The following is a 17,010-nucleotide window of genomic DNA, read 5'->3' as shown; positions in this document are numbered from 1 at the left end:
GCGCGGCTCTGCCTCGGCGCATGACTCCGTGCGGGCGGCGCGTTGTAAGAGCCTCGGGACCACCGGAGACCCCGCCGCATGCGCCTGCCGCTCCTCGCCTCCCTGCTTCTTTCCGCATCCGCCGCCGTGGCCGCGCCCTCCTACGGGCCGGAGCTCGAGGGGTTCGACTACCCGTATCCGGTCCATCGCCACGCCTTCGCGTCGCAAGGGCAGGACCTGGCGATGGCCTACATGGACGTGACGCCGGAGCGGCCGAACGGCCGCACCGTCGTGCTGCTCCACGGCAAGAATTTCTGCGCCGCGACCTGGGGCGACACGGTCGGCGTGCTGGCGCGGGCCGGCTACCGGGTGCTCGCCCTCGACCAGGTCGGCTTCTGCAAGTCGACCAAGCCCGCCGGCTACCAGTTCAGCTTCCAGCAGCTCGCGACCAACACGCACGGACTCCTCGTAGGCCTCGGCATCCCCAAGGCGACCATCGTCGGGCATTCGATGGGCGGCATGCTGGCGGCCCGCTACGCCCTGATGTTCCCGGATGCGGTCGAGCAGCTGGTGATGGTCGATCCCCTCGGGCTCGAGGATTGGCAGGCCAAGGGCGTGCCCTACCAGACCATCGACGCGGCCTATGCCGCCGAGCGCAAGACCAGTGCGGCGAGCATCAAGGCCTACCAGCTCAAGTTCTATTATGACGGCCAGTGGAAGCCGGCCTACGACCGCTGGGTCGAGATGCAGGCGGGGCTCTATGCCGGTCCCGGCGCCGAACGCGTGGCCTGGAACCAGGCCCAGACCTCGGACATGATCTTCACCCAGCCGGTGGTTCACGAGTTCGGCCGGTTGCGCGTGCCGACCGTGCTGATGGTCGGGACCAAGGACCGCACCGCCCCGGGCGCTAACCGCGCCGCGCCGGCCCTCGCAGAGACCCTCGGGCGCTACGACCGGCTCGGGCCGGAGGCCGCAGGCCGGATCGCGGGGGCGCGGCTGGTGACGTTCGAGGGCCTGGGCCACGCGCCGCAGATGGAGGCGCCGGACCGGTTCCATGAGGCGCTGCTGCGGGAGCTGGCGGCGCGGTGAGGGCTCGTCTTGCTCATGCAACCCTGTTCTCGGGGAGGATGAGGCGCGGGTAAACCCTCCCCCCTCTGCGAGGGAGGGTGGTCTCTGCGTCAGCAGGGGCCGGGAGAGGGGCGGCGCGACGCTGTTCCAGGATGCGCCGGTAGGAACGATGCCGCCATATCCGGAAGCGTGGCTCCCCTCTCCCGCCCGGCGCACGAGTGCTTCGCACTCGCAGCCGGGCCCCCTCCCCCGCAGAGGGGGAGGGGGCTTCCCGCGCCCAGCCGTCTACATCCGCAACAACTCCAGAAGATCCCCCGGCAAATCCCCCCGCCGGGCCCGCTCCGCCACGCACAGCAGCAAGGCCACGCTCGGCCCGTCGGTGATCGCGCCCGACAGGGCCTCGCCCACAGCCTCGGCGAAGGGCAGGCGGCGGATGCGCAGGCTCTCCTGCGGGTCGGGGTGGGCCGGGCCGCGCGTCAGGTTCCAGGCGACGAAGCCCGGCACCCGCTCGCTCGAGATGCCCGGCGAGGCGTCGAGGCGCAGCAATTCGAGCCAGGATCCGGCTTCGTCGCCGGTTTCCTCTTTCAGTTCGCGCCGGGCGGTGGCGAGCGCGTCGTCGGTGACCGGGCCGGAGCCGCGGGGCAGTTCCCAGGTGAAGCGGTCGAGCACGTAGCGGTATTGCCCGATCAGGCTGACCCGGCCTTGCGGATCGACCGGCAGCACCGCGACCCCGAACACCTTGAAGCGCAGGGCGACGTGGGGATGCTCGCGACCGGATTCGTGGCGCAACCGGTCGAGGTCGAGCCCGAGATAACGATCCTCGTAATGGCGCTCGCGCGAGAGCGTCACCCAGGGGTTGTGGCGGTCGGTCATGCCTGGCTTCTCGTGCCGTCGGTGAGGGGGCAACGCCGTCGATCGTCCATGACGACCCTGCCGGATGAGTCCCTGCGCTTCCGCCACACAGGGTCATCCCGGGGCCGCGCAGCGGAGCCCGGGATCCAGAAACTCAGGTGGCGGAGATCGAAGCGGAACGGTCGTCCGTCCTTCTCTGAACCACCTGCGGTTCTGGATTCCGGGCTCCGCTGTCGCGGCCCCGGAATGACCCTGCGGATGTCAGCCAGCCGGCGCTGAAAACAGACGCGTTACAGCGTCTCCAGCAGCCGCTGCATCAGCCGCATCCGCGGGGCGATCGAGGAGATCAGGCCGTATTCCTGCAGGGTATGCGCCCCGTCGCCGTCGATGCCGAGCCCGTCGAGGGTCGGGATGCCGAGCGCCGCCGTGAAGTTGCCGTCCGAGCCGCCGCCGGTCAGCGGCACTTCGCCGAGATCGAGGCCGAGCTCGTCGCGGGCGAGCGCCTTGGCATGGGCGTAGAGGGCGGCGCCCGCCTGCGAGGCGTAGGGCGGCCGGTTCATGCCGCCGGTCACCGTCACGCGAAAATCCTGGCTGGCGCGCAAGCCCAGGATCCGGCCGGCGTAATCCTCGCCGTCGGCGGCGGTGACGACCCGCAAATCGACGGCGAAGCGGCAATGCTGCGGCACCACGTTCTCGGCGGTGCCGCCGCTGATCGTCCCGACCGTGGTGGTGACGCCGCGGGTGTAATCGGTCAGCCCCTCGATCTCCAGGATCAGCCGGGCGGCCTCCCGGATGGCGTTGCGGCCGTCGGCGTGGCGGGTGCCGGCATGGGAGGGCCGGCCCTCGACATGGACGTCGAAGCGCCCGACGCCCTTGCGCCCGGTCACCACCTTGCCGCCGTCGCGGCCGGGCTCGGTCACCAGCACGGCGGCGCTCTTGGCTCCCAGCTCCTCGATCAGCCCGCGGGTCGATTGCGAGCCGGTCTCCTCGTCGCTGCTGAACAGGAAGGTGAGGGGGCGCCGCGCCAGACCCGAGCGGGACGCCGCGGCGAATGCCTGGAGCGCCAGCCAGGCGCCGCCCTTCATGTCGTAGACGCCCGGGCCGTAGAGGCGATCCCCCTCGACCCGCACCGGCAGATCGTTTGCCAGCGTGCCGATCGGATGCACCGTGTCGAGGTGGGACAGGACTAGGATGCCCGGTTCGCCCGTCCGCGGCCCCGCCCGCAGGATCAGGTTGTCGCCGAAGCCGTCGCGGCCCGGCACCTGCTCGGCGGCGAGGTTCAAGCCGGCGGCCTCCCCGGCGACGAGGTCCATCATCCGGTTGACGCCGTCGGCCGAATCCGTCGGGCTTTCCACCGCCAGCCAGCGCGAGATCGCCGCGACGGCGCGCTCGGGCGAGAAATCGGTGGGCGTGGGGGAGGGGGTCATCGGGGGCCTCGGGGAGAATGATCTAACGGCGCCGCCGCTTCGGCGCGCGAAATGCGGCACCATCAAGAAGGCTCAGGTCTCCACCAGCCCCGTCGTGCTGCCCGAGGCCTCGGAGTCCGGCCGTCCATGCGGCAGGGCGAGGTATTCCTCCGAGCGCATCTCGATCAGGCGCGAAACCGTGCGCTCGAACTCGAATGCCTCGCGGCCGGAATCGGCCAGGTACAGCCCGGTCGGCTCGGCGGCGGCGGAGGCGAGCAGCTTGGTGCGGGTGTCGTAGAGCGCATCGACCAGGATGATGAAGCGCTTGGCCTCGTTGCGCTGGGGCATGTCCATCACCGGAATGTCCTCGACGATCACGGTGTGGAAGCGCTCGGCCAGCGCCAGGTAGTCGGCCGCACCCAGCGGCCGGGCGCAGAGATCCGGGAAGGTGAAGCGGGCGACGCCACCGGCGGCTTCGGGAATCGCCACCTCGTGGCCCTTGACCTGGATCGTCGTCGGCCGCCCTTGCGGCTCGCCGGACAGGGCCCGGAACGCGCCGGTGAGCGCCTGCGCCGCCGCCTCGTCCGCCGGGACGTGGTAGACCGGGCTGCCGCCGAGCTTCTCCAGGCGGAAATCGGTGCGCGAATCGAGCCGCACCACCGCGACCCGCTCCTTCAGCTGCTCGATGAAGGGCAGGAACAGGGCGCGGTTCAATCCGCCCTCGTAGAGCCGGTCGGGCTCGACGTTCGAGGTCGCCACCATCACCACGCCGCGGGCGAAGAGGGCGGTGAACAGGCGCCCGAGGATCATCGCGTCGGCGATGTCGGTCACCGTGAACTCGTCGAAGCAGAGCAGGCGCGCCTCCCCCGCCAGGGCCTCGGCCACCGGCTGGATCGGGTCGTCGCCCTTCACGGTCCCCTGCTTCACCGCTTGGCGGTGGCGATGGATGCGCTCGTGCACGTCGCCCATGAAGGCGTGGAAATGCACCCGGCGCTTCGGGTTCGGGGCCGCCTCGTGGAACAGGTCCATCAGCATGGTCTTGCCGCGACCGACCAGGCCCCAGACGTAGAGGCCGCGGGGACCCGCCACCGGCTCCGGCTGGCGGCCGAACAGCCGGCCGAGGAGACCGGGCTTGTCCGGCGGCGGCGCCGCGGCGAGGTCGCGGATCAGCCCGTCGAGGCGGGCGACGAGATCGGTCTGGGCGGGATCGCGCTCGATCGCACCCGACTCGACCAGGGCGTCGTAGCGGATGGCGACCGGGCCGCGGGCGGCGGAAGCGGGGCTTTGCGTCACGGAGACGGGATTATCGCGGCGCGCGGGCCCGCGCAATGCGGTGAGATCATGGCGGCGCCATGCGCCGGCGGCACGGCCGTCCGGCCATGCAACCCCGGAACGGCACTCCCATCTGCTGCATTGCACAATCCCGGTCGGCGACCGGGACGAGGAAACGCTCGAGATCGTGCCGAACCCGTTCGGAGTGCACCTCGAGAATGCCAGACACCCAGCGACTTGCCGGCATCCAGATCCGGCGCCTCTGGTCGACCGACCGCGATGCGGTCGTCACCCTGTTCCGGGGCCTCGACCCGGATTCCCGCTTCGACCGCTTCATGGGCACGGTGAGCGAGGCCGCGGCCGCGTCCTATGCGGCCCATGCCGTCTCCGCCGAGGGGATGGTCTTCGGCGCCTTCGCGCAAGGAGAATTGCAGGGCATCGGCGAATTGCGTCCCGTCGGGGCGGCGAAAGAGGCCGAAATCGCCTTCGCGGTGGCGCCCGGCCATCGCGGGCGGGGGCTCGGCGCCGCCCTCGGCGCGCGCCTCGCGCAGGCCGCCCGCAACGGCGGCACGCGCCGGCTGCACCTGCGCTGCCTTGCCGGCAATCGCCCGATGCGGGCGCTCGCCAGGCGTCTCGGCGCCGAATTGCGCCCGGGCCGCCGGGAGGTCCACGCCGTCCTGGCGCTCAGCCCGCCGACGCTGTTCTCGCTCTGGCGCGAGGGAGTGGAGGGTGCGTTCGACGTGGCTGTCGCCGCATCGGCCGCCTGGACCGTCGTGCCGGTCGTCTGATCGCGGAAGCGCCGTCCCGGGGTCGGTCCGGTCCCGGGACGGCGTCGACCCGGCGAAACCGCCCTGTCGAATGATGAAGAAAGTCTTGATCGAGGCTCGGACTTGCCACGATCCGGCCCCGCGCGCGCCGGATTGTCGGGGTCAAACCGGAAGACAGACAGCAGGAGGGGACATCCCGATGCAGCCCGTCCGGATCACCGACGACACCGCCGCCCTGGAGCGCTCCGTCGCGGCGGCGCTCCGCACCATCGCGGCGTTCCAGGCCGAGCGCAGCGCGCCCCCGGTCCGCTCCGCCCGCCTGCGGCTCGCGACGATCTACGGCGTCACCCGCCTGCGGCGGCGCCGCGAGCGCGAGGACGCCGCCCGGGCGTGACGGGCCGTCGGGCGACGGCCCAGTCCGGTCGTCAGCCTTTCGCCAGCTCCCAGCCCCGCTCGGCAAGCGCGATGCCGAGCGCGCCCTTCTGGCTCGCCTCGTCGCTCGAGGCGTTGCCGGCCTTGGAGCGGGCGAGCACGCCCTCCAGGATTACCGCCAGTCGGAACAGCGCGAAGGCGACGTGGAACGGCGTGATGCCGTCGCGCCGCCCGGTGCGCTCGCAGTAGCGGCGCACGTACTCGTCCTGGGTCGGGATGCCCAGGGCGGGAAGGTCGTATCCGAGCATGCCGCGATAGGCGGACGGGTCGGTGTTGTAGGCGATGCAGTTATAGCCGAGATCGGCGAGCGGATGGCCGAGCGTCGCCAGTTCCCAGTCGATGATGCCGATCACCCGCGGCTCGCTCTTGTGGAAGATCATGTTGTCGAGGCGGAAATCGCCGTGGACGATCCGGGTCTCGTCGCTGTCCGCCGGGATGTGGGCCGGCAGCCACTCGGCGAGGCGGTCGATCGCGGGGTTCTCCCGGGTCTTCGAGGCGGTCCACTGCTTCGACCAGCGCTCGGTCTGGCGCTGGAAGTAGTTGCCGGCGCGGCCGAAATCGCCGAGGCCGACCGCCCCGGGATCGACGAGGTGGAGGCGCGCGAGCGCCTCGTTCATCCCGTCATAGATTCCCGCCCGCTCCTCGCGCGGCAGTTCGGGCAGCAGCGGATCCCAGAACACCCGGCCGTGCAGCCGCTCCATCAGGTAGAACGGGGTGCCGATCACGGCGGGGTCGGCGCAATAGGCCACCGCCTGCGGCACCGGCACGTCGGTGCGCGACAGGGCCTGCAACACCCGGAACTCCCGGTCGACCGCGTGGGCGGAGGGCAGGAGCTTGCCCGGCGGCTGCTTCCTCAGCACGTATTCGCCGGCCTCGGCGATGACCAGGAAGGTCGGGTTCGATTGCCCGCCGCGCATCTGGCGCAGCTCGGTGAGACGCCCCAGCCCGTGCTCGGCGATGAACGCTTCCAGCGCTTCGGTCGGGAAGCGGTGCGCCTCGCGCACCGGGATGGTCTCGGGCAGGTCCGACGGGGATGGGGCGTTCATGCGACCTTCGCGGCCTCTCGTGTGCGTTTTCTCGGGGCGGACCATGCCCCACCGGGGGCCGCGGGTCATTCCTGCACCGCAGCAATTCGCCGGAACGTGCGCGCAGCCCACTGATTCCGCCGCATTTTCCGGCAATCGGGTGGGCAAGCGCACCCCCCGTTTCTAGCGCTGCGCCCGATCGCGCCGCGATCGGGCGCAGCGCTAGGTGTTTGATTTCGCCGCATTTTCTGCGACGAACCGGTATCCACTTCGTCGGATAATGCTCTAGAGTGCCCGCATGACTCGCGCATCCCTCCTCGCCGCCCTCGGCCTGTTCGCCCTCGTCCTGCCCGCCGAAGCCCGGCCGAAGCCCAAGGCGGAGGCCGCGCCCCCGAGCCTCCAGGCCAGTCCCATCGGCACCTTCGGCGACTGGAACGTCTTCGCCGCCGGCGAGGGCAAGTCGCGCATCTGCTACGCCATCAGCCAGCCGCAGGTGCGGCTGCCCAAGAGCCTGAAGCGCGATCCGGCCTACCTCTTCGTCACCGTGCGCAAGGGCGAGAAGGTCAACAACGAGGTCGCGGTGATGCTCGGCTTCGCGCCCAAGCCGGGCAGCGGCCAGACGACCACCACCGCGGCGGCGAACGGCGCGGTGCCGACCCCGGCGTCCAGCGCCTCCGATCCGAGCCTGGCGATCGGCTCGGCCCGCTACGCGCTGGTGGTGAAGGGCGCCAATGCCTGGGTGCAGAACCCGGCCGACGAGAGCAAGGTCGTCGCCGAGATGTCCCGCGGCAAGAAGGTCGTCGTCAAGGCGGTCTCGCAGCGCGGCAACGCCTCGACCGACGAATACGCCCTCGACGGCTTCGGCGAGGCGATGAAGCGGACGCGGGACGAGTGCAAGTAAGCTGACGATACTTTGAAAACCGGGTGAAGGCGGGGCGCGGGTGCCTCCTCTCCCTTTTGCGCAGGGCTGTCCGGGAAAAGGGATGGCGCATCTCCCCTCTTTCCGTGTGGGAGAGGGGCCGGGGGATCGAAGATCCCGCGTGAGGGTGGCTCGGCTTCAGGGTAAGCCACTAAGCGTCGAGCTGCGCAGCTCGACAGTTCAGAGTCATTGCGGCACCGTCTCCACCCTGCGCGATCTTCGATCGCCCCTACTCCTCTCCCACACCTTGCAGCGATACCGGGCAAGCCCGGTATCGCCTGGAGAGGGGATCCCGCGCTCGGTTCCGAAAGGGGTTTTTCTCTGACAGCCCTGCCTTCCGCGGGAGAGGGGAAACCCGCGCCTCTTCTTTCTGCCGGCACGCCCGGTCCTCACCGGATTCCGTGCCCGCCCATCGCGTTTCCGCCCGAATACCCCTATATGCGGCCCTCATCCGTTTCATTCGAAGGTTCGTAAGATCATGGCGACGGCGTCGTTCGACACCGCCCGGCGCGGGGATGGCGCCGTTTCAGCAGCACACCCCCCGGCGATCGAGAAGACGCCCGAGATCCGCCCCGAGGCGCTGGAGACCACCGGTCCGACCTCCCTCGTCGGCCTGACCCGCGAGGCCCTGAAGGGGCGGCTCGCCGCCATCGGCGTGCCCGAGCGCGAGCAGCGCATGCGGGCCGGCCAGCTGTGGCACTGGATCAACGTGCGCGGCGCGGCGTCCTTCGACGAGATGACCAACGTCAGCAAGGTGCTGAAGAACCAGCTCGCCGGCATCCACACCCTCGACCGGCCCGAGGTGGTGAACGAGCAGGTGTCGCGCGACGGCACCCGCAAGTGGCTGATCCGCATGCCGCCGACCGGCAAGCACGACCACAATCGCGGCGCCGAGATCGAGTGCGTCTACATCCCGGCCAACGACCGCGGCACGCTCTGCGTCTCGTCGCAGGTCGGCTGCACGCTCACCTGCTCGTTCTGCCATACCGGCACGCAGCGCCTGGTGCGCAACCTGTCGGCCGAAGAGATCGTCTCGCAGCTGGTGGTGGCCCGCGACCGCCTCGGCGACTGGCCGGGCAAGACCCCGCCGAAGGGGGCCTTCGTGCCGGTCGACGGCTCGCGCTTCGTCTCGAACATCGTGTTCATGGGCATGGGCGAGCCGCTCTACAACGTCGACAACGTCATCGACGCGGTCGGCGTGATGAGCGACCACGAGGGCTTAGGCCTGTCGCGCCGGCGCATCACCGTCTCGACCTCCGGCGTGGTGCCGCAATTCGAGCGGCTCGGCCTCGATGCCAACGCCATGCTGGCGATCTCGCTGCACGCCGTGCGCGACGACCTGCGCAACGAATTGGTGCCGCTCAACCGTAAATACCCGATCCGCGACCTGCTTCAGGCCTGCCGCGACTATCCGGGCGTGTCGAATGCCCGCCGCATCACCTTCGAGTACGTGATGCTGAAGGGCGTCAACGATTCCGACGCAGAGGCCCGCGAGCTGGTGCGGCTGCTGAAGGGCATCCCGGCCAAGATCAACCTGATCCCGTTCAACCCATGGCCCGGCTCCAAGTACGAGTGCTCGGACTGGGAGCGGATCGAGCGCTTCTCCGAGATCGTGTTCAATGCCGGCTACGCCTCGCCGGTGCGCACGCCGCGGGGCCGCGACATCCTGGCGGCCTGCGGCCAGCTCAAGAGCGAGACCGAGAAGCTGCGGGCCCGCGCCCGGCTGATGCTGGAAGAAGGGATCGGCGCCGAGGGCGTCTACGCCGTGGGCCACGACGACGACTGACGGACGAACGATGTCGCTTGGCCGTCTCCTCGCCGTCGCGACCGGGCTCCTGATGGCGATCGCCTGCGGGGCGCTCGCCCTCGGGATCGGCGTCGCGATGGATCCGATCCTCCGCGACCTTCTGGGCCAATTCGGCCTGTCGGGGCTGGAGGCCGTGCTGTCGGACCTCGCGGAGGGCTACGCGCCCGATCCCGGGATGGTCGAGGCCGCCTTGAGCTTGGGCCGCGCGATCCTGCTCCTCGTCGCGGTGCCGCCCGTCCTCAACGCGATCGTCGGCGAGGTGCTGGGGTGGCGCGCGCTCGCCTGGTACGGCGGCGCCACCGGCCTCCTCACGGCGCTCCTGCCCTGGCTGATGCGCGGCGCCGCCGGGCCGGTCGGGGCCAGCGAGGGGCGGGTGACGGCGCTCCTGTTCTGCGCCGGCGGGGTCGCCGGGCTGGTCTACTGGCTCGCGGCCGGCCGCTTCGCCGGGCGCGGGCCGGCGACGATGTGGGCCGCGCCGCCGCGGCGCTGAGGCGGCCGTGGGCTGTCAAGCGTCTCACACGATATCACGGAGGCCGGCGTGTCCCGGTTGTGGAAGAGGCCGGGAACGCCCGCCGCGTGAAAGTCTTGTTTAGAGTTTCGGGCGCGGGGTAGGCTTCTGGTGAAGTCGTTTCCGAGAGATCCGTCCCGATGCCGTCGCCGCGCCGCTTCCTCGCCGGGCCCCGGACCGTCCGGGTCTGGCTCGTGCTCGGTGTGCTGGCCCCTCTCGGCATGCTGCTCGTCTCCGGGCTGATGCTGTACGAGATGCGACAGGAGATGTGGTCGCGGGCCGAGGAAACCTCGAAGAATCTCCTTCAGCTCATCGAGACCGACGTCGTGCGCAACGTCGAGATCATGGACCTCGCCTTGCAGGGCATGATCGCCAAACTGGAAAACCCCCTCGTCGCCCAGGCGCCCGAGGCCCTGCGGCACCTGATCCTGTTCGACCGGGTCGTGACCGCCGATGGGGCGGGCATCCTGGTCCTGTTCGACGAGAACGGCAAAGGCGCCCTCAACTCGCATTACCCGTCGGGCGCCGGCGGGAGCTTCGCCGATCGCGACTACTTCCAGGTCCATCGGCAGAACCCCGAGGCCGGGCTCTACATCAGCAAGCCGTACCAGTCCCGGATGTCGGGCGCCTACACGGTGGCGTTCAGCCGGCGCGTCGCGAAGCCGGACGGGTCGTTCGGCGGTGTGGTGGTCGCCACGCTGAAGCTGTCGCACTTCACCCGGATGCTCGCGAAGATCGGCCTCGGGCCGAACAGCGGCATCAACCTGATCCGCCAGGACGGCATCCGGATCGTGCGCTTTCCCTACGACGTGCGGGATGTCGGCACCGACCTGTCCGGGATGCCGACCTTCCAGCGGGCGCTCCAGGAGCGCGACGGCAGCTTCGCCGAGCGCGCCGTCCGCGACGGGGTGCATCGGCTGTTCACCTTCACCCAGGTCGGCGACCTGCCGCTGATCCTGGCGATCGGGCTCAGCACCGAGGAGATCGAGGCCGGATGGCGCGCCAGGGCGCTGATGATCGGCGCCACGCTTCTCGCCCTGTTCGGCCTCGCGGTGGTGCTGGCCCGGCTGTGCGCACGGGAATTCCGTCGCCGCGAGGCGGTCGAGGCCGAGCTCGCCAGCCTCTCGTTGACCGACGGGCTGACCGGGCTGCCGAACCGGCGCCGCTTCGACGAGGCCCTGCGGCAGGCGCTGGCGACGGCCCGCGGCGATCGCCCCCTGTCGCTGCTGATCGTCGATGCCGACCACTTCAAGCGCTTCAACGACCGTTTCGGCCACGCCGTCGGCGACGAGATCCTGCGCGGACTGGCGCGCTGCCTGTCGGCCGCCCTCCACCGGCCGGGCGACCTCGTCTGCCGGATCGGCGGCGAGGAGTTCGGCGTCATCCTGGCCGGCACCGACGCGGAGGGGGCGGCCCGGGTCGCCGAGCGCCTGCACGCCGAGGTCGCGACCCTGGCGGTGGCTTCCGCCGGCATCCCGGTCGGCGCGGTCACGGTGAGCATCGGGCTCGCGGAAGCGATCGGCGGCGCGCAGGGAGAGCTCTACCGGGCGGCCGATGCGGCGCTCTACGCGGCGAAGAGCGGCGGCCGCAACCGCACCTGCCGGGCCGAGGCGCGTCCGGCCGTTCCCCACCTGCGGCTGGTCGCCGGCGCGGGCGTCGCGGGCAGCGTCAGCGCACCGTGAGCAGGATGCGGGCCGCGAAGGCGCCGAACAGCCCGGCGAACAGCCAGTCGATCCCCCGCATCAGCCGCGGCCGGGCCTGGAGCGCGCCGGTGACCCGGGCGGCGCCGAGCACCATCAGGATTCCGAGCGGCAGGAACAGGACGATGAAGGCCAGCCCCAGGACAGCGAGCTGACCGCTCGGGTCGGGAGCGTCGGCCCGCACGAATTGCGGCAGGAAGGTCAGGAAGAACAAGACCACCTTCGGGTTGGTGAGGTTGACCCCGAGCCCGACCCAGAAGGTGCGCCACAGGCCGCCCCGCACGGTCTCGGCCCGGACGTGGAGGGACGAGCCGCGGCGCAGGGCGTCGACGGCGAGCCAGGCGAGGTAGAGCGCGCCGACCACCTTTAGCACCGTGAAGGCGGTGGCGGAGGCGGCGATGACCGCCGAGATGCCGAGCACGGCGGCGAGCGTGTGGACCAGGGTGCCGAGGCTCGTGCCCAGCACCGTGACGATCCCGGCGCGTGTCCCCGACCCGATGGTGCGCGCGAGCGTCAGGCTCATGTCGGGACCGGGCGTGACGAACAGCACCAGGCAAGCGGCGAGATAGGCCAGCAGCGTCGGGGTATCGGGCAGGAAGCTCATGGAGCGGCTCCGCGGGGTCTGGCCCGGTCTGTACCCGTCCGCGCGCCCCGTGCAAGCCGACGCGAAACCCTGCTGCGCGAGCCTGGAAAGCCGATCCGGAATCCGCCGCGGCGCGAGCCGTTGAAACGCGAAGCGCCCGCCCGGAAGAATTCCGGGCGGGCGCGGGGGGGACGCCGGTGATCGGGGAGGCGTCAGAAGGTGATGCCGCCCTCGATCATGTAGCGGTCCTGCGAGGTGCGGTTGCCGGTGCGGCCGAAGCCGGTGCCGAGCGTGCCGAAGGCCAGGTCGCCGCGGGTGATGTCGTAGAGCTGGACCCGCGAATACTCGCCGCGGACGAAGAAGCGATCGAAGGTGAAGGTCGGGGTGACGGTGAAGGACAGGGCCGAGCTGCCCGCGCCGTAGAGCAGGCTGGTGCCGCCCGAGAAGCGGTCGCCGGTCTGGGTGATGTACTCGACGCGGCCGGCGAGCGAGAAGTTGTCGTTGAAGGTATAGGCCGCCAGGACCGCGCCGCCATAGGTCGAGGCCCCCTCGACGATGCCGATCCGGAAGTCACGCGCGACGTTCGTGTACTGGAAGTAGGGCGTGATCGTCCACGGCCCGTTCGAGTAGGTGTAGTTGATCGACAGGATGCCGCTGTTCTGCTGGAACAGCGGGGTCGCGTAGGAGTAGCGCAGGCTGCGCGACAGCACGTCGGTGCGGTCGAGGTTGAGGCCGCCGTTGATGCCGAAGGTGTTGTTGTCGTCGAGCTTGTAGGTGACGGCGCCGGTGAGCCAGCTGATGTTGCCGGAGAAGAACCCGTCGGTGCCGGCGACCGAGGCCGACCACGGGCCGTCGCTGTAGTTCACCTGCACGCCGTGGTTGATGATGTTCTCCTGGTTGAACAGGAGGCCGCGGGAGATGTTCAGGTTCTGGAACGTGAACGGCGCCTCGGTGCCGATCAGGGTCGGCATGCGGCCACCCTGGATCGACCAGTTGTCGTTGAACACGTACTTGCCGAAGGCGACCGGCAGGGGCGTGAACAGCAGGTCGGTCTGGTCGAGGGCGCTGTAGTTCAGGAAGCCGAGGGACGGGATCGCGTAGGCGCCGGCCTGGACGTAGAACTGGAACGGCCCATCGGCCTTCTGGATCCAGCCCTGGATGTTGGTGAAGTCGACCCGGGCCGCCCGGTCGCTCGGCAGCGGCGCGGCCGAGAACGGGAAGGGGTTGGTCTGGGTGTAGGCGTAGCCGGTGATCGCGCCGCCGACATAGATGTCGCCGAAGCCGCCGAGGGTGACGCAGGACGGGTTCGGGTTCGGCTTGATCACGCCGCCATAGGCCGGCAGCGACAGGGTCGCCTTGCAGCGTTCGACAACGGCCACCGGGGCAGGGGCCGGGGCGGCCAGGTCGGCGGCGTGAGCGAAGCCGGACGACAGCAGGGCGACGGTCAGGCTGCTGAGGGTGAAGCGCATTGCCACGTTCGGGAAGTCCATCTGGGGCCGGATGAGGCCGGGGCCAACTGCAGCCAAGCTGGCAGTGTGGCGGCACCGTGGCAAAACCAATTGTTGGGCGTTTGCTCAAAAAATAGGCAATTTAGGCACTGTTGCGAGGGTGTATCCGGCGCCGTGTCTTTCGCGCAACGCGGGTGGATACTTGGTGGACGTACAACGAACCTCTCCATTGACGTCGTGGCCTTGGGGAAGGTCGCCTCGGCTCCGACCTCCACGGCGCGCGAATCGTCGAGCGCCGCGGGTCATGCGATTGCCGATCGATCGCTTCGCGATGCGGAAATCGGCTTCGCTCAGACGTGTGAAGCCTACGGCTTCACCGCGCGGGCTCGGGATACGAATTCCGGAAGTGATCTTCTGGAATTCGTATCACGCCTCCTCCGCCAGCATCCGCCGCAGCCAGTCGAGGAAGGCCGAGGCGGCCGGCGAGAGCGGGCGGTCCGTCGCCGGGATGGCCGCGAAGCCGTCGGGGAAGCGATGGAAGCCGCAGGGGGCCACGAGGCGGCCCGCCGCGAGGTCGTCGCGCACCAGGACCTGCTCCACCAGGGCGATGCCGAGGCCCGACAGCGCGGCCTCAATGCACAGGCCGTTATGCGGAAAGGCGGTGTCCCGCTCCGCCGCGACCTGCCTGCCGGTCGCCGCCTCCCAGGCCGGCCAGGAATGCGGCGTGTATTCGTGGAGGATCCGGGTCCCGGCGACGAGGCGTCCACCCTCCGCCCGGACCGGGTAATCGGGCGCGCAGACCACCCCGAAGGCCACGTCGCCGAGGCGGATCGCCCGCGCCTCGTCGCGGATCGGACGGGCGAGGCGGTCCCAGCTCAGCACCAGGTCGGCGCCGTCGTCGCGGATCTCCCGGGCCGAGGTCATCGAGAGGCGCACCTGCACCGTCGGCCGCTCGCGGTAGAAGCCCGAGAGGCGCGGCACCAGCCAGCGCATCGCGAAGGTCGCCCCGCAGGCGAGGTGGATGGTGGTGCCTTGCCCGGCATCGCGCAGGCGCCGGTAGCCCCGTTCCAGGTCGTCGAGCACCCCCGCCACCACGGTCCGAAACGCCTCACCGGCGGGGGTGAGGCGCAGGCCCGTGCCGGCCTTCTCGAACAAGGCGGTGCCGGCCTGCTCCTGCAGCGCCCGCACCTGGCGCGACACCGCCCCGTGCGTGCGCCCGAGTTCGTCGGCAGCCCTCGTCACCGAGCCGAGGCGCGCCGCGGCCTCGAAGGCGCGCAGGGAGGAGAGGGGCGGCAGGTGGCGCATGACCGGTGTCTGTGAGTTTCGCGCACGAAGCGCGCCGGAGAACTCAATATACGGCCGCCCTCGTCCCGGGTAGCAGGGTGGCGCCCGGGACGCGAAGGAGACTCGGGACAAGAAGGAGATCCGCCATGGCCGCCACCGTCATCCCGTTCCCGTCGCCCCGCGCCCCGCGGAACCCGACCGTGAGCCGCGCACACGAACCGCGGCTTGCCGGGGTGGCGATCCTGCGGGGCTGGCTGCGACGCTGGTCGGCCCGCCGCGATCTGGCGCGCGACCTGCCCTTCATGACCGACGAGACGCTCGCGGATATCGGGCTCTCCCGCGCGGAGGCCCGCGCCGAGGCGCGCCGCCCGTTCTGGAGGCTCAGTGCACACGACGCGGCGTGACCCTGCTTCCGCGGCCGGTTGACCGGCCGCAGGTCCGCTGCCAGCCTGCTCCCGCCGGGGCCGACAAGACGCCCCGCCGGGAGGATCCATCCGTGTCCCTACGCGTTCGCGCCGCCATCCTGCACCACGCCCCCGTCGCGCGGCCCTATGCCGAGACGCGGCCCCTGCGCATCGAGACGATCGAGCTCGATCCCCCGGGGCCGGACGAGGTGCTGGTGAAGATCGCCGGCGCCGGCCTGTGCCATTCCGACCTCTCGGTCATCAACGGCGACCGGATCCGCCCGGTGCCGGTGGCTCTCGGGCACGAGGCCTCCGGCATCGTCGAGGAACTGGGACCCGGAATCACCGACCTGAAGCGCGGCGACCACGTGGTGATGTCCTTCGTGCCGACCTGCGGCGGCTGCGCGCCGTGCCGCGAGGGGCGCGGCGCCCTGTGCGAGCCCGGCAACGCCGCCAACGGCCGCGGCACGCTCCTGTCGGGCGCCAAGCGCATCCGCTGCGACGGCGCCGAGGTGAGCCACCACAGCGGCGTCTCGGCCTTCGGCGAATACGCGGTGATCTCCCGCCGCTCGATCGTGAAGATCGATTCCGACATCCCCCTCGTCGAGGCGGCCCTGTTCGGCTGCGCGGTGATGACCGGAGTCGGCGCGGTGGTGAATACCTGCCGGGTGCAGATGGGCCAGAGCGTCGCCGTGGTGGGTCTCGGCGGCGTCGGCCTCTCGGCGCTGATCGGGGCGGTGGCGAGCGGGGCGGGCCGCGTCGTCGCGGTCGATTTGTCGGAGGACAAGCTCCGGGTCGCGCGCGAACTCGGCGCCACCGACGCGTTCCTCGCCTCCGATCCCGACGCGGTCGCGGCGATCCGCGACGCCACCGACGGCGGGGTCGATTACGCCCTGGAGATGGCCGGCTCGGTCAAGGCCTTCGACACCGCCTACCGCATCACCCGCCGAGGCGGCACCACGGCGACCGCGGGCCTCGCCAACCCGAACCACAGCTTCACCCTGCCGCCGGTCGGCCTCGTCGGCGAGGAGCGGGTGGTGCGCGGCAGCTACATGGGCTCCTGCGTCCCGGCGCGCGACATCCCGCGCTACATCGCGATGTACCGCCAGGGCCGCCTGCCGGTGGACAAGCTGATGACCGGCACGCTGACCCTCGACCAGATCAACGAGGGCTTCGACCGGCTCGACCGCGGCGAGGCGATCCGGCAGGTGATCGCGATGTAAGCAAGTGTTCGCGGTGTGAGAGAGGCCGTCTCGGGCTCCACCGACCCGACACCCTCGATGTCATCCCGGGGCTCGCCGTAGGCGAGAACCCGGGATCCATAGCCGCTGGCGACGCCGGACAAGGCGGGTAGCGTTCCGCTTCATCTTGCATCGTCGGCGGTTATGGATCCCGGGCTCCGCTTTCGCGGCCCCGGGATGACTCGGAGGGTGACAGTGTCGGCGGGAGAGCCGAAAAAGCTTCCGCGGTCCGGGCGCCAGTCGCATCACGATCCTGGAAGGGTCGGACCGCAGCGTTCGCGATCGATGCGAGCGTGTCGGGGAGGGCACGCCTCG

16 protein-coding genes are annotated in these 17,010 nt (G+C 70.7%); 9 read left to right on the top strand and 7 right to left on the bottom strand.

The genetic code is table 11. The features are described 5' to 3' along the window. The first annotated feature begins 78 nt into the window (after positions 1-78). On the top strand, positions 79-1,068 hold the full coding sequence (locus tag F1D61_RS22690; protein WP_203154369.1) for an alpha/beta fold hydrolase: 990 nt from the start codon (positions 79-81) through the stop codon (positions 1,066-1,068). Between the two features lie 264 nt (positions 1,069-1,332). Here F1D61_RS22690 and F1D61_RS22685 read toward each other — a convergent pair whose 3' ends face one another. The 3 genes from F1D61_RS22685 to zapE all read right to left on the bottom strand — a co-directional run bounded on the left by F1D61_RS22685 (position 1,333) and on the right by zapE (position 4,598). Continuing rightward, positions 1,333-1,920 carry an NUDIX domain-containing protein gene (locus tag F1D61_RS22685; protein WP_203154368.1) on the bottom strand — a complete coding sequence of 196 codons (588 nt, stop codon included), beginning with the start codon at positions 1,918-1,920 and terminating at the stop codon, positions 1,333-1,335. Between the two features lie 269 nt (positions 1,921-2,189). Beyond that, entirely contained in the window at positions 2,190-3,326 is a 1,137-nt protein-coding gene (locus F1D61_RS22680) for a M20 family metallopeptidase (RefSeq protein ID WP_203154367.1), read from the bottom strand. A 72-nt stretch (positions 3,327-3,398) separates the two neighbouring features. After that, positions 3,399-4,598: a cell division protein ZapE gene (zapE, locus tag F1D61_RS22675; RefSeq protein ID WP_203154366.1), complete on the bottom strand. Its 1,200-nt coding sequence runs from the start codon at positions 4,596-4,598 to the stop codon at positions 3,399-3,401. A gap of 197 nt (positions 4,599-4,795) precedes the next feature. Between zapE and F1D61_RS22670 the strand changes: the two genes are divergently transcribed. Then, entirely contained in the window at positions 4,796-5,365 is a 570-nt protein-coding gene (locus tag F1D61_RS22670) for a GNAT family N-acetyltransferase (protein WP_203154365.1), read from the top strand. A 178-nt stretch (positions 5,366-5,543) separates the two neighbouring features. Continuing rightward, positions 5,544-5,738 carry a hypothetical protein gene (locus F1D61_RS22665; RefSeq protein ID WP_203154364.1) on the top strand — a complete coding sequence of 65 codons (195 nt, stop codon included), beginning with the start codon at positions 5,544-5,546 and terminating at the stop codon, positions 5,736-5,738. Positions 5,739-5,769: 31 nt separating this feature from the next. On the opposite strand, the gene F1D61_RS22660 is transcribed toward F1D61_RS22665, so the two are convergent. After that, on the bottom strand, positions 5,770-6,822 hold the full coding sequence (locus F1D61_RS22660) for a phosphotransferase (RefSeq protein ID WP_203154363.1): 1,053 nt from the start codon (positions 6,820-6,822) through the stop codon (positions 5,770-5,772). A 277-nt stretch (positions 6,823-7,099) separates the two neighbouring features. Between F1D61_RS22660 and F1D61_RS22655 the strand changes: the two genes are divergently transcribed. From F1D61_RS22655 to F1D61_RS22640, 4 genes are all read left to right on the top strand, one after another. Beyond that, positions 7,100-7,702 (top strand): hypothetical protein, encoded by a 603-nt coding sequence (locus F1D61_RS22655; RefSeq protein ID WP_203154362.1) that lies wholly within the window; start codon positions 7,100-7,102, stop codon positions 7,700-7,702. Positions 7,703-8,198: 496 nt separating this feature from the next. After that, positions 8,199-9,506, top strand: coding sequence for a 23S rRNA (adenine(2503)-C(2))-methyltransferase RlmN (gene rlmN / locus F1D61_RS22650; protein ID WP_203154361.1), 1,308 nt, complete (start codon positions 8,199-8,201; stop codon positions 9,504-9,506). A 10-nt stretch (positions 9,507-9,516) separates the two neighbouring features. Then, positions 9,517-10,017, top strand: coding sequence for a hypothetical protein (locus tag F1D61_RS22645; protein WP_203154360.1), 501 nt, complete (start codon positions 9,517-9,519; stop codon positions 10,015-10,017). A 158-nt stretch (positions 10,018-10,175) separates the two neighbouring features. Continuing rightward, positions 10,176-11,717, top strand: coding sequence for a sensor domain-containing diguanylate cyclase (locus tag F1D61_RS22640; RefSeq protein WP_203154359.1), 1,542 nt, complete (start codon positions 10,176-10,178; stop codon positions 11,715-11,717). Here F1D61_RS22640 and F1D61_RS22635 read toward each other — a convergent pair. The 3 genes from F1D61_RS22635 to F1D61_RS22625 form a co-directional block, all read right to left on the bottom strand. After that, positions 11,704-12,339: a LysE family translocator gene (locus F1D61_RS22635; RefSeq protein ID WP_203154358.1), complete on the bottom strand. Its 636-nt coding sequence runs from the start codon at positions 12,337-12,339 to the stop codon at positions 11,704-11,706. The genes F1D61_RS22640 and F1D61_RS22635 overlap by 14 nt on opposite strands. Positions 12,340-12,530: 191 nt before the next feature. Then, a complete protein-coding gene (locus F1D61_RS22630) occupies positions 12,531-13,793 on the bottom strand; it encodes a porin (RefSeq protein ID WP_203154357.1) in 1,263 nt (420 codons plus the stop codon). A gap of 399 nt (positions 13,794-14,192) precedes the next feature. After that, positions 14,193-15,071, bottom strand: a complete 879-nt coding sequence (locus F1D61_RS22625; protein ID WP_203154356.1) for a LysR substrate-binding domain-containing protein — start codon at positions 15,069-15,071, stop codon at positions 14,193-14,195. Between the two features lie 125 nt (positions 15,072-15,196). Here F1D61_RS22625 and F1D61_RS22620 point away from each other — a divergent pair, with 125 nt between their 5' ends. Both F1D61_RS22620 and F1D61_RS22615 read left to right on the top strand, forming a co-directional pair. Continuing rightward, positions 15,197-15,454, top strand: coding sequence for a DUF1127 domain-containing protein (locus F1D61_RS22620; protein WP_203154355.1), 258 nt, complete (start codon positions 15,197-15,199; stop codon positions 15,452-15,454). A 92-nt stretch (positions 15,455-15,546) separates the two neighbouring features. Then, on the top strand, positions 15,547-16,677 hold the full coding sequence (locus F1D61_RS22615) for a zinc-dependent alcohol dehydrogenase family protein (RefSeq protein ID WP_203154354.1): 1,131 nt from the start codon (positions 15,547-15,549) through the stop codon (positions 16,675-16,677). Positions 16,678-17,010 lie beyond the last annotated feature (333 nt).

The organism is Methylobacterium aquaticum, from assembly GCF_016804325.1.
Lineage (GTDB): Bacteria > Pseudomonadota > Alphaproteobacteria > Rhizobiales > Beijerinckiaceae > Methylobacterium > Methylobacterium aquaticum_C.
Note: the sequence above shows the minus strand (reverse complement) of the source record. Positions and strands in the feature narration are given on the sequence as shown.